General features: G+C 45.2%; 12 protein-coding genes. 4 read left to right on the plus strand and 8 right to left on the minus strand.

Translation table 11 applies throughout. From position 1 onward, the window contains the following. Positions 1 to 18: 18 nt before the first annotated feature. On the minus strand, positions 19 to 234 hold the full coding sequence (locus QUB63_RS05790; protein ID WP_332943855.1) for a hypothetical protein: 216 nt from the start codon (positions 232 to 234) through the stop codon (positions 19 to 21). A gap of 227 nt (positions 235 to 461) precedes the next feature. Between QUB63_RS05790 and QUB63_RS05795 the strand changes: the two genes are divergently transcribed. Next, positions 462 to 965 carry a helix-turn-helix transcriptional regulator gene (locus tag QUB63_RS05795; RefSeq protein ID WP_332943856.1) on the plus strand — a complete coding sequence of 168 codons (504 nt, stop codon included), beginning with the start codon at positions 462 to 464 and terminating at the stop codon, positions 963 to 965. 200 nt (positions 966 to 1,165) lie between these two features. Further along, complete coding sequence (locus QUB63_RS05800) at positions 1,166 to 2,953, plus strand: cellulose-binding protein (RefSeq protein ID WP_332943857.1); 1,788 nt, start codon at positions 1,166 to 1,168, stop codon at positions 2,951 to 2,953. 265 nt (positions 2,954 to 3,218) lie between these two features. Here QUB63_RS05800 and QUB63_RS05805 read toward each other — a convergent pair whose 3' ends face one another. The 4 genes from QUB63_RS05805 to msrA all read right to left on the minus strand — a co-directional run bounded on the left by QUB63_RS05805 (position 3,219) and on the right by msrA (position 5,321). Next, positions 3,219 to 3,800, minus strand: a complete 582-nt coding sequence (locus QUB63_RS05805) for a DUF948 domain-containing protein (RefSeq protein ID WP_332943858.1) — start codon at positions 3,798 to 3,800, stop codon at positions 3,219 to 3,221. A 37-nt stretch (positions 3,801 to 3,837) separates the two neighbouring features. Beyond that, positions 3,838 to 4,179 (minus strand): YtxH domain-containing protein, encoded by a 342-nt coding sequence (locus QUB63_RS05810; protein WP_332943859.1) that lies wholly within the window; start codon positions 4,177 to 4,179, stop codon positions 3,838 to 3,840. Between the two features lie 35 nt (positions 4,180 to 4,214). Further along, positions 4,215 to 4,520, minus strand: a complete 306-nt coding sequence (locus tag QUB63_RS05815; RefSeq protein WP_332943860.1) for a hypothetical protein — start codon at positions 4,518 to 4,520, stop codon at positions 4,215 to 4,217. 147 nt (positions 4,521 to 4,667) lie between these two features. Next, positions 4,668 to 5,321, minus strand: coding sequence for a peptide-methionine (S)-S-oxide reductase MsrA (msrA, locus tag QUB63_RS05820; protein WP_332943861.1), 654 nt, complete (start codon positions 5,319 to 5,321; stop codon positions 4,668 to 4,670). 318 nt (positions 5,322 to 5,639) lie between these two features. On the opposite strand from msrA, the gene QUB63_RS05825 reads away from it, so the two are divergent. After that, entirely contained in the window at positions 5,640 to 5,813 is a 174-nt protein-coding gene (locus tag QUB63_RS05825) for a hypothetical protein (protein ID WP_332943862.1), read from the plus strand. A 337-nt stretch (positions 5,814 to 6,150) separates the two neighbouring features. Here the strand turns inward: QUB63_RS05825 and QUB63_RS05830 are convergent, their stop codons facing one another. Both QUB63_RS05830 and QUB63_RS05835 read right to left on the minus strand, forming a co-directional pair. Continuing rightward, entirely contained in the window at positions 6,151 to 7,080 is a 930-nt protein-coding gene (locus tag QUB63_RS05830; protein ID WP_332943863.1) for a DUF6999 family protein, read from the minus strand. Next, on the minus strand, positions 7,080 to 8,948 hold the full coding sequence (locus QUB63_RS05835; RefSeq protein WP_332943864.1) for a 3-oxoacyl-[acyl-carrier-protein] synthase III C-terminal domain-containing protein: 1,869 nt from the start codon (positions 8,946 to 8,948) through the stop codon (positions 7,080 to 7,082). The genes QUB63_RS05830 and QUB63_RS05835 overlap by 1 nt, the downstream gene beginning before the upstream one ends. 371 nt (positions 8,949 to 9,319) lie before the next feature. Between QUB63_RS05835 and QUB63_RS05840 the strand changes: the two genes are divergently transcribed. Beyond that, positions 9,320 to 10,339 (plus strand): hypothetical protein, encoded by a 1,020-nt coding sequence (locus QUB63_RS05840; protein WP_332943865.1) that lies wholly within the window; start codon positions 9,320 to 9,322, stop codon positions 10,337 to 10,339. 175 nt (positions 10,340 to 10,514) lie between these two features. Here the strand turns inward: QUB63_RS05840 and serS are convergent, their stop codons facing one another. Then, positions 10,515 to 11,795 (minus strand): serine--tRNA ligase, encoded by a 1,281-nt coding sequence (gene serS / locus QUB63_RS05845; RefSeq protein WP_332943866.1) that lies wholly within the window; start codon positions 11,793 to 11,795, stop codon positions 10,515 to 10,517. Positions 11,796 to 12,032 lie beyond the last annotated feature (237 nt).

The raw sequence follows: 12,032 nt of genomic DNA on the forward strand, positions 1-12,032 counted from the left end.
CCAGGGGCGAGTCAATGTTTAGTCGTCAGAAAGAGCCTTGCTAATCCCGTAAAATGCCAAACCTGCTAATGCACCTACGGCTATACCAACGGGGCCAGCAGCAGCACCCATACCAGCACCTCCACCAATAGCACCAATTGCCGTAAAACCAGAAGCAGCTACCACACCAGCACCCGCAGCACCACCCACAACAGCGGAACCCGCAGCTTTCGCTATTTCATCACCTTTAGCCATTGAAATACCTCAGTGTAAGGAACAAAAACTAACTGTTTGACTAACGAAAGTTAACTAAACAGGCAAAATTTTCAAGATCGCGATCGCACTTTCCCGCTACTCTAAGTATTTGCACTTAGACGATGAGTGGGTAATTTAATACTAAACTACCGATTGTTAGCACACAACTAACAAACGCTAGCAATTTCGGTTATGCTAACGTTAGCCACATCTCACCGCACCCGAAAATGGCCTCAAAAGAAGACTTATTTGCCGAAGCCGCCAAACACTGGGATTTAGAAAGGCTTTACGAAGCTTTTGCAGAAGCTAAACGGCAAATCTCTCCCCGATCGCGCAGAGGACTCACAGACACTGAAAAGCTTTACCTCCGAGGACTACTTTCCGGTTGCAGTCCCGCCGAAATAGCTAAAAAAATGTTTCAGACTCCGAAAAGTGCAGAGGTTTATCTGTGTAAAACTTTATACCAATATGTTAAAAAACTCGCAGATTTACCGAATGAACCAGTGGGAAATTGGAGAAATGTTTGCGATCGGCTACAGGAAGCAGGATTTAAAGTTCAGTCGTCAGCACAATTTAAAGTTAATAATTCTTTGCCGACAGAAGCATTAGTAAAAATAGTTAATATAGGTTGGCTTGAACAAAGTACAATATCGATGGATATCAACATTCAGTTAACATTTCCGTCAACTTCAGAAACTCCGAAAAAAGAAGACTTGGATAAAAACGGTTAGATAGGCGATTTATGATAAAATATCAGAAATGCACCCACCCTAGCCTCAGAAACCCGGTTTCTTCCTAGATTTCTCGTTACTCTTCGCAAAAACTCGTAGAAACCGGGTTTCTCGCCCACGATGCGTTGTTATAAAATATCAAAATTAAAACAATCTCACCCGCTCCGATTTTACCTGCAAAAATCAAAAGAGTCAAATCTATGTCTAGATTAAATGTACGGTCAAAAAATCAAGCTCTTGGCTTTGTCCTTGGTTTATTAATCTTTGTCATTTTCATTCCCGGATGCTGGGCTTTCACAACTAAGATTTCTCCACCACCTCAGCAAGCAGATAACAAAGTAGCTGTGCGTGCAGATGTAAAAAATGCCTCAAATTCTCACTCTTCTTTAGGGATTGGGCTTAGCGGTATTGCTGACTACTCAACACAATTACCCTTTTTAGATGCTTTCAAATCTTCTAGACAATGGATAACTCAATGCGTCAGCGGACAACTAAACTGCAAGGGTGAATGGGATACAGAAGAATATAATCTTTTAAATCTTGATGAAAATGGGTGGGTGAAATCTCTCCCCTCTCCCGAAGAGGCTCCTAAATATACTAGGGTAAGTACCCTATTACTTAGGGAAATCCCCAATCGCTATCCTTCAGGGCAATATATTGTTACTTATGAGGGTGAGGGTGCGATCGAATATAGCTTTGATGGCAAAAAAGATGAGGCTGCGTCGAAACCCGGGAGGGATATCATTAATGTCGATGCCACACAAGGCGGAGGCATAATGATTATAATTACTGCTACAGATCCCAAGAAAACAGGGAATTATATCCGCAATATTAAAGTTGTTCACTCCCAAGATGAACAGCTTTATCAAAAGGGTGAAATATTTAATCCGCTGTTTATAGACAAGATTAAAAAATTTAGAGTCTTGCGTTTTATGGACTGGATGGGGACAAATGGTTCTGAACAAAAAGACTGGTCAAACCGACCTAAACCAGAGAGTGTATCCTATGCTTATAGAGGAAATGTCCCCATAGAAATTATGGTGAATTTAGCTAATAAAGTCCAAGCCGAACCCTGGGTTAATATGCCGCATCAGGCTACGGATGAATATATGACTAACTTTGCTAAAATAGTCAAAGATAGTTTAGATCCCAAGCTGAAAGTTCATGTAGAATATTCTAATGAGGTTTGGAATTGGTCATTTCCACAATCGCATTATGCTTTGGAACAAGGTAAAGCTAAGTGGGGAGATAAAGGCGATGCTTTTATGCAATGGCACGGAATGCGTACTGCTCAAATGTGCGATATCTGGAAAGGGGTTTTTGGGGAACAAAAGAATCGAGTTGTCTGCGTGTTGGGGACTCAAAGAGCCTGGAGAGAGTTAGGAGATTATGCTTTAGATTGTCCCTATTGGGTAGCTGAGGGCAATAAACCTTGTTATCAACACGGCATTGATGCCCTAGCCGTCGCTGGATATTTTAGTGGTAATTTGGGCGCGAAGGAAAATGTTAGCAAGGTAGAGTCTTGGTTGAAGGATGCCGATGGGGGGTTTGGGAAAGCTTTTAAGCAATTAAGAGAGGGCGGGTTGCTGGGTGGATTTAAAGATAGTTTGCCCGATGTTGATAAGGATTTTAAGTATTATTTAGATGTTGTTAGAAAGAAGGGTTTAAAGTTATTTGCTTACGAGGGCGGTCAACATATTGTAGGGATTGAAGGAGTTGAGAATAACGAAAAGTTGACCAAGTTTTTTATGGAATTAAATAGGCGTCCAGAAATGTACGATCTCTACACTGAATTACTGAATAGTTGGAAACAAGCCGGAGGCAGTCTTTTTATGCACTTTGTTGATGTGGGTGGATTTAGCAAGTGGGGAAGTTGGGGGGCTTTGGAGTATGTGGAGCAAAATGAGTCGCCTAAGTATAATGCTTTGATGGATTTTATGGAGAAGAATCCTTGCTGGTGGGATGGCTGTGCTGTTGAGGGAAGTTGAGAAATTTGGTACTTTGCAAATTGTGGGATGAATCTTGTGGGGCTTTGCTCCGAGCAGCGCCGGAAAAATAAGGGTGTTCAGCTAAGATAAAATTCAAAATCATCCCCCAAATATGTAATATCATGTCCGGTCGATAGACCATAATATTTGGGTAGGGGCGGGTTTACTAAAACTCTGGTTTTGCGGGATGGATTATTGGTGAACCCGCCCCTACAGGAATCATGGTCAATTGACGGGACATGATATAAGGCCGAATTTGGTGCAATTAAGAATCGCCCGATCGCACTTCCTCAAAATCTCCCGCATCCGCCGGCAAACCAGAACTCTCGCCATTCCTCAACCTGGGCGATTCCCCATTACTCCCAGCCGCACCGTAACCCCCAGAATACCTGTCATCCAAACCCGAATCCCTCAGCGAAATCGCACCTCTTTGACTCGGCGACAATCGATCGGTCGATCGGCGATTTGTCGCAGAAATCGGCGGCTTCCGAGTTAAAGTTTTCCAAGCAGCCTTAATCCCAGTCACCACGCTGCGAGTTGTCACCTGCACGTTGTGCGCCTGCTTCTTCGCGCTACCAAGACTGCGATCGACCTGTTTGACAACCTCCCCCGCACTTTGCACCCCATCGCTGACATCATCCGTCAACTCGCTAATTTCCAGCCCCGTCAACCGAATCGCCTCCAAAGTAGGCGGAAACTCGCGAGAAAGCGTGTCAGCGAGCTTTTCCACGCTGCGCGCCGCCCGCGCCAATGCTTGCACCGCAGGTATTAAAGTCACTAAAACAGCAGTCAGGCTAACCGCCACTAGCAAAATCGAAAGTCCTAGCCAGAATATAGGGTCACTCACTGGAATTTGGGATTTAGGGTTGGGGATTTCACGTCATTTAGCGGACGGGAGGGCGCAACGGTGGACTCACTTCGGCTTCAGTTTCCGAGAGTGTTTGACGTTCCCGCTGAGTCGCTTCTAAGCCCGCTGCGATCGCCTCTTTGAGTCTAACCAAAGTTTCGTCCCAATTTCGGATTGCAGTTTCCGAAAGTCGATCGGCCTGCAATTGGACGCTAGTAGATAAATCCTCAGCCAACTCCGGCAAAGCATCAGCCGATTTTTTCAATATCTGCCGCGTCTCCTTGCCCGTTCGCGGTGCCATCAGCAACCCAGTCACGGCCCCGATCGCAGAACCCACCAACAAACCGCCAATAAATAATCCCGAACGTTTAGATGACATTTTTATAACTACTCTCGATACAGTTTTAGGATACCTTACCTCAAACGTCGATCGCGCCTGCGCCAAAGCATCCGCCCCAAACCCAGCAATCCCAAAAGTTGCTGAACCTGTTGCAGTTGCAATTCCAGTTGTTGATAATTCCGCCGTAATTGGTGAGCACCTTGCTGCCTTTTAGCAAAGAAATTGGGCGATTTGCCGAGCACATTGCTGCTACAGCGCTCGATTGCTGCGATCCGAACTTCAAAACGCGCGATCGTCCGCCTGATTTTCCACACCCTCGCAGCGATATAAAAACAGACCAGAGATATCATTAAATTGATAATTACAACACCAGCCAGCATTATTTTACCTGCTTTCAACTAATCCCTTTCACCATCTCAATAACCTTTCAGTCGTCTGAAGACGACTTAAGCTTTGAGGCAGGGGTTTAAACCCCTGCCGGACTGCCGGACTATTGCAACAGCCCCAAAATACCCCTTGTAAAAGTTTTAAGCCTGAGACATAGCAGGCAAACAAACCTTAGTACCGCCCAAGCCGCAATAACCGTTCGGGTTTTTAGCAAGATACTGCTGGTGATAGCTTTCCGCGTAATAAAACTCAGGAGCATCAATAATCTCAGTAGTAATCTTACCGTAACCAGCAGGCGTCAAAGCTTGCTGGTAAGCATCGCGCGAAGCTTCAGCTAGCTGCTTTTGGCTGGGTGAATACGTGTAAATGCCCGATCGGTATTGAGTACCCGAATCATTGCCCTGACGCATACCTTGAGTCGGATTGTGACTTTCCCAAAAAACTTTTAGCAGCGTTTCGTAACTAATTACTTTCGGATCGAACACAACCAAAACCACTTCATTGTGTCCCGTCATCCCGCTGCAAACTTCATTGTAAGTAGGATTCGGAGTAATCCCAGCCGCGTAGCCAACAGCAGTCGAAAAAACACCATTTTGCTGCCAAAATTTGCGTTCCGCGCCCCAAAAACAGCCCAGGCCAAACATCGCAGTCTCCATGCCGTTTGGAAACGGAGGCTTGAGGGGATTGCCGTTAACAAAGTGAGTTGCCGGTACCGACATCGGCTCTGCCCGTCCCGGCAAGGCGTCTTGGGGAGAGGGCAGGCTCGACTTTTTGCCAAATCCAAATAGCACCATAAGTTTGTGAGGGGATCTCTGATAAACGTCTTTACCTTACTTAATAATATCAGATATTCACTGAAAATAGTGGCACTCTTGAAGGTAGACGGTAAAGGGTACAAGGCAGAATTGTTTTTCGGACGGCTTTTGGTGATACTGCTCACTGCCTTGGCAGTTTTCAATCACATTATGCCGCTGCTCCCTGTCACCAATAAATGCCTAAAATATCACCTATTGTTGAGGTAAAAATCACGCGGATTTTAGGCAAAACAGCCGATTATTAAAGGTATGGTGTTGTAGCAGTTATTCAAGACAATTTATTGGGAGTGTGTAGAAATGGCAGTCAAACCTTGCAGTAAACCTTTAAAATCTAATCCGTTTATTACTTACCGCGACCCGATTACAGGCAAGTGGATTGTGCTGAATCATAATTTTCCGAAAGCTCTAATTTCAGATTTCGTAGGGGCGGGTTTTACCAACGATAATCGCCTAAAACAAACAATCTCGTAAACCCGCCCCCACCCAACGAACAACCCGACAACGGGCTCTTGGGGGCGGGTTTTACCAACGATAATCGCCTAAAACAAACAATCTCGTAAACCCGCCCCCACCCAACGAACAACCCGACAACGGGCTCTTGGGGGCGGGTTTTACCAACGATAATCGCCTAAAACAAACAATCTCGTAAACCCGCCCCCACGAACAGGGGAAATCGGAATATACATTTTTTCCATTCTATGACAGAAAGGGTTGATGTAGATTATTAGTTTTGTGGGGGCGGGTTTAGGTAGATTGTTTGCGGCAATTAAATATTATTTGTAAAACCCGCCCCTACGGGTATTTATGGTTATCTAATTAAAGTTGATTTCATCTCTTTTTGTAGTTCCAAGTACCGATAGAGATATTCTGAAATTATGCCGTGCAAAAACAAGTCGCGCGCTGCATTAAACGGACTGTTTGGTGCTAGCGGATGGCGGTTGACAATTACATGATTCCAGTCATGATTTCCGGTAATCTCGCTGACGTACACTCCGAAGTTTTCATCTAACTGAAGCGACATCACTGCTCGCGCAAATTCGTCGCTCGTCAAACACAGAGAATAAAACACTTTAAACAATTCGATCGCAGATTCTAAGTCCAGAATTCTCAGCCACCTGCTTCTTTCAAAATCTATTGCAACTTCCACAGGTTGAATGCTATCATAATTAATCCCCCGTTTTTTGACAAGCTGCAACCAGTTGGGATTTGTCAGCATTGCTTGGTTGTAATCCCAGACAAAGTTATACAGAATTAAGTCGTGTTCGAGAAAGGCATTGTCAGCTAAATCGCTAACTGTGCGCGGATAAAGTTTTGACTTTTCAATCTGGGTGTCCGGGCCGTTGTCAATCAAGAAGTTGATAATGTTCGAGCCGATGCAGATGTGCCGCACAATTAAATAACAAGCTTCAGGCGAGACAAAGTTATTTAGGAAAAATGCAGCCGATTTGTGCATTAAAGTGTAAGCGCGAAATTGAAATGGCAACAAACGCTTTGCTGTCATAATTACCGCCAGCAACAAGTTAGCAATTATTTTGATCGGGATGAGCAAATAACTGCGAGTCCAGTTTTGCAAATCCCGCATCATGTATGCTTTTGCAACTAAATCGACGGGAATCGACCGATCGCAAAACAGGACATCCCAAACATTCGGATCTCGGCGGTTGTAGGGTTTCGTAGCATAGGGGATTTTCCGCTCATCGGGCAGATTTTCGATATCTTGTTTTTGCAGCTTTTGCATTAGCGGATTTCCTCCAATTGCAGCAAATATAAACGAGCAGTAACGCGGGCGGTTTTGACAATGCGGCGGGCGATATCATCCGTCATCCATTCGGCATTAATCAAATTTTCCAGTTTGGCTAAATGCGACTCGTCATTAGCTCCGTGATAAGCTAAAAACGATACTTGTTCGTCTTGCAAACCGAGAGTTTCTTTGATTTCTTTTGCCCACTTTCCCGCCAACCGATTGCCCAATCCTTCGATGATAAACATACTGCCAATTAAATCGACTGGATTTTCCCGCGATGCTTGGTGGAAGATAAAAGCTGATAGCGCTTCGCTGCCAATATTCTTATCATATTCTACAATTTTTGACAACTCGCCGCCGACAGAAACATAATTCCGTTCTAGCATTTGATAGTCGCGGTGTTCGTCTTGGGCGTGACCGATAAAAGTCGATCGCAAACGAAAGTCAGTCATGTTAGAAGCAGCGCGAGCAATCCAGCGCGCTCCCTCCACAACTTGCGGGCGGAGATTGCACAGCAAAGCTTGATAATCTTCTATTGTAAACTCTCCCCGGTACAATTTGCGGACAATGGGCACGGAACGAATTTCGCGATCGAACTTCAGCCAAATCCAGGCTAACTCCCGCAACAAATAAGCTTGCGGAGAGTAAGGTATTTCCGGTTTAACGCTTTTGAGAGGTGAAGATTCGGGACTTTCAATTGAGTTATAACTTTGAGAACTCATAGGTTTATTGGTATTTTCCACAACAGTTAACATTATGTATGCCGTTGTAAAGCGGCCGCTTTCCGGAACAAAACAAAAGATTTTTTGTCCGGGCTGCAACTTTCCTGAATTGAACAATTCCTCTAACATTAAATAAATCGAGGCGCAGCCTGTATTTCCCCGACTGTACAAGTTAGTAAACCATTTTTCTTCGGGAATCATGCAGCCTGCTTGTTCCAAAAGTTCCACAATTTGTCCCCGGAAAAAGTGAGAGGAATAGTGGCACAGCAGCCAGTCGATTTCCTGCGGACAAACTCTCCCTGCTTTAATCAAGCTCAGCCAACCTTCAACGCCTAATTTCATTACATTGTCTAGCAAGCGAATATTTTGCCGCAAGTCAAAAGCTCCGGCTGTGGCTGCATCGAGGTAGGAGGAATAATCTAACCAGCTTTTTGTTGCTGTTTCGTTTGCTAATCCTGAATACATACAAACTGGATAAGCGTTGGCGTGGGAAACGAGTTCGATCCATTCTATCTTTAAACTAATTCCTGCGCTGTTGGGATGGTTTTGCAGCAAAAATGCTCCCGCGCCGTCGGATAGCATCCACCGCAGAAATTCTGTATCGAAAGGTAGGGGTTTTCCGGCTTGTACTGAAGTTTCTGCTTCAAATTTACTATTTTTGAACAGGCGCGAGGGAAATTCGGAGGCGACGGCGATTGCTGTTTGTTTTTTGCCGAGTTCGAGTTGAGATGCGGCGTAATTTAAGGCGGTAACTCCCGCACAGCAAACTCCTTGAGTTGAAACTATTTCTAGGGGAGATAATTCGGAAAGTTCCCCGTGTACTGTGCTGGCAAATCCCGGTACTAATAAGTCTGGTAAAGTGGTGGCGCAGGCTAGTAAGTCGATCGCCCTTGGTTCCAAATTTGCAGAGGCGATCGCGTCCCGGACGGCAAACGCTGCCATTTGGCTGTTAGAATACAGTGTTTGCTGCTGTTTGTCGATCGCATAATATCGCTGTTGAATGCCGTTGCTGTTGAGAATGCGCTGTCTGACTCTCGAAGGGCGCGAGGCAATTTTGCCCAAATAGTCTTCCATCTCATCATTATTAATCGGTTCCCCCGGCAAAAATTTCCCAATCCGATTGATATAAGCGCTGTGCATACCGTCAACCTCTAAAATTGCTAATTTAATCGAGTTCGTTGTTTGTTAAGTAACTAAGTGTAAATAAATTTAACCGTAGCCGTTATTACCAGCAACTCGCTGCAATCTACAGATTCTGCGATTGCTGCGCTACCGCTACGAATGACAGTATAGAAATTTACCGACATACTTAAATCCAGCCCGAAAACATCTAAAATTGATTGTGCTTTGCGGGGCAGCGAACTTGCAAGGAGCAACCCGATATATTGTAGAGTCGGGGGAAAGCAGGCAAATTCAGCAACAGCGGCAACAAGTAACGTGAAGCGGGGTGAAGTTTTTTGTAAAATTAAGCCAATATGTAACTAGAGTTCCTTCGCTGCTTCCCGACTCAAATGGATATTGCTTCACTAGATGCTTGGTATTCTCAATCTCAGCGCCGCACGGCTGTTTCGCTGTTGATGAAACGAGTAGGCGTCACTCGCACTAGGGCTGAATGCTTTGTTAGGCTTTGGATTTACTTATCAGTGAAACAGCTTCAGGAAAGCCAGCCCCGCCTCAAACCGCCGCTGGCGAAACTGGAATTGCTAGCAACAGAAGTGCAGTGCACTCACCGGGAAGCAGCAGAACTATTTTACTCGGATTCCGATCGCGGGAGCGATCGCGCAGCCGGAATGATGTTAGATAAATTAGCAGCACTCGGATTGATCGCAAAACACTTTGACGGAAACGCTACAGCAATTGAAATTAAACCAGTTTCAGAAATTTTAGATACCGCGCAGCCCGAAAATCCGGTCAAACTCAAATTAGATGATTTTAATCCTCGGTGCGACGCCATCCCCGTGGCTAATTTACTAGCAACCAATTACAACTGGATGAACCGCAGCACTAGCGCAGTTCCCTACCAAATTGCTAAAATTATCCGGGTTTTGGCAGGTCAATATTCAAAAGGAATGGGAGTTTTGCGCCGCTGCGACAATCTGAATCCTGTCGGCTTTTACTTACTTTATCCCACCGCAGCCGAATCGGAAGTTAATTTTTTTAACGCACCCAGTAAAAGCCTGCACTTAAGTTCTGTTTCTGCTGATATCGATCCTTTTACAATGGCACTCCCGGGAGATGAAAATTGCCAGTCAGTATTTGTCCGCAGTTGGATGATTGACGCGCAATATTTGGAAGAATACCGCGTTGTTTTCCTGGAACACATACAGCAAGTTTTAGTTGAAATGAAAAAAGATTTTCCCAATCTTTGCGACTTGTACACGCTAATGATTCACCCGATGTACGAAAAAATGAGCTTGGCTTTGGGCTTTCAAAAGACTAATAGTGACGCTCAGCTATCTCTTTATTGGATGTATTTAGCGTTGGATAGATTTTTGGCGCTGGATATCAAGGAAGCGCTGAAAGATTTGTGAGTAAGTCAGAAAGAAACCCCCGTTTGAGTCGGCGGTTGAAACCAGGTCTACACAAACAATGTCCGCCGGACGCCGACTCAAGAAGATCGCGTAATTTCAACCGCCTTTGTCTTCAACCCGCTCCCGTCGGGTTTTGTCTGTATAGACGCGGTTTCAACCGCCGTGTCTTCGTAATTTACAAAACCTCGCGACCGAGATAAGATTGGAGAACTTCCGGCACTTTTACTGTCCCATCCGGCTGCTGGTAATTCTCCAAAATAGCCGCCATTGTCCGGCCCACAGCTAAACCAGAACCGTTGAGGGCGTGCACGAATTGAGTGCCTTTTTTACCCGCTTCTTTAAAGCGAATATTCGCCCGCCGCGCCTGAAAATCTGCGACGTTGGAACAACTCGAAATCTCGCGGTATTTGCCCGCCGAAGGCAGCCAGACCTCTAAATCGTAGGTTTTTGCCGCCGCGAAACCTAAGTCGCCGGTACAAAGCTCGATCGCCCGATAAGGCAATTTCAGCGCCTGCAAAACACCCTCAGCATCCTGCACGAGCTTTTCGTGCTCGGCTTCCGAGGTACTCGGATGCACCAGTTTTACCAATTCCACCTTATTAAATTGGTGCAACCGAATCAATCCCCGCGTATCTTTGCCGTAACTCCCAGCTTCTCGGCGAAAACAAGGAGTGAAAGAACAGTGATAAATTGGCAACTGTTCGGCTGTCAAGATTTCACCTCGATAAAGATTGACAACCGGAACTTCGGAAGTAGGAATTAGCCACAAATCGTCTTGATCGCACTTGAAACTTTCTTCAGCAAATTTCGGCAATTGACCTGTAGCAGTGAGGGATTCGGTGTTAACTAAAAGTGGGGGAATTACTTCTACATAACCTGCTTTTGTATGGCGGTCGAGCATGAATTGAATAATCGCTCTTTCCAGGGCTGCACCAGCACCAACTAACGTGACAAAGCGGGTACTAGCAATTTTTACTGCCCGTTCAAAGTTGAGAATTCCTAATTTTTCGCCGATTTCCCAGTGCGGCAAAATCTCGGGATTTTGGGGAATGTATTCGTCTCCCCAGCGCCGTATTTCGACGTTTTCATCTTCATTTTTGCCTAACGGAGTTGACTTACCGGGCAAGTTCGGCAATGGTAACAATAAGGCTTCTATTTGAGCTTTTAAGTCTTTTTCCTGTGCTTGCAATTCGTTTGACTGAGTGCCGACTTCGTTGCCTTCTGCTTGCAGAGTTTGAATTTCGGGAGATTCGAGGGGTAAACCCGATTTTCTTTTTTGCCCGATGAGTTTGGCTATTTCGTTGCTGCGGGCTTGCAGTTGCGATCGCTTGCCTTCCAACTCGCGCTGCTGTTTGTCTAATTGCACGATCGGCTCGATTTCATAGTTGCCTCCGCGAGTGTTGAGGCTTTCTTGTACGGCTTGCGGATTTTCTCGGATTAATTTGAGGTCTAGCACGGATTTATTCTAAATAATATAGGACTTGCGCTCGGAAACCCGATTTCGGGAAAAATATCGGCTTTCGCGAGCATAAATCTACCAATTTACAGGGTTTTTGAGGATTTTTGCGTCTGTCCTATCTTAGGTTAACAGCGACAATGCGATCGGACATACAAGCTTTGGCAATCATTAAGGGCTTCAATCATAACTTATTCTCATAAAAAATTGGCGTTGGTGTCACCCATGATGGGTGAC

It is taken from the genome of Microcoleus sp. ARI1-B5 (genome assembly GCF_036705795.1).
Taxonomy (GTDB): Bacteria; Cyanobacteriota; Cyanobacteriia; order Cyanobacteriales; family Microcoleaceae; genus Microcoleus.

Excerpts from the sequence above, each read along its gene's own strand:
- QUB63_RS05815 (WP_332943860.1), bottom strand. The coding sequence starts at position 4,520 with ATGCTGGCTGGTGTTGTAATTATCAATTTAATGATATCTCTGGTCTGT.
- QUB63_RS05800 (WP_332943857.1), top strand. The coding sequence starts at position 1,166 with ATGTCTAGATTAAATGTACGGTCAAAAAATCAAGCTCTTGGCTTTGTC.
- QUB63_RS05825 (WP_332943862.1), top strand. The coding sequence starts at position 5,640 with ATGGCAGTCAAACCTTGCAGTAAACCTTTAAAATCTAATCCGTTTATT.
- QUB63_RS05790 (WP_332943855.1), bottom strand. The coding sequence starts at position 234 with ATGGCTAAAGGTGATGAAATAGCGAAAGCTGCGGGTTCCGCTGTTGTG.
- QUB63_RS05835 (WP_332943864.1), bottom strand. The coding sequence starts at position 8,948 with ATGCACAGCGCTTATATCAATCGGATTGGGAAATTTTTGCCGGGGGAA.
- QUB63_RS05840 (WP_332943865.1), top strand. The coding sequence starts at position 9,320 with ATGGATATTGCTTCACTAGATGCTTGGTATTCTCAATCTCAGCGCCGC.
- QUB63_RS05830 (WP_332943863.1), bottom strand. The coding sequence starts at position 7,080 with ATGCAAAAGCTGCAAAAACAAGATATCGAAAATCTGCCCGATGAGCGG.
- msrA (WP_332943861.1), bottom strand. The coding sequence starts at position 5,321 with ATGGTGCTATTTGGATTTGGCAAAAAGTCGAGCCTGCCCTCTCCCCAA.
- QUB63_RS05810 (WP_332943859.1), bottom strand. The coding sequence starts at position 4,179 with ATGTCATCTAAACGTTCGGGATTATTTATTGGCGGTTTGTTGGTGGGT.
- QUB63_RS05795 (WP_332943856.1), top strand. The coding sequence starts at position 462 with ATGGCCTCAAAAGAAGACTTATTTGCCGAAGCCGCCAAACACTGGGAT.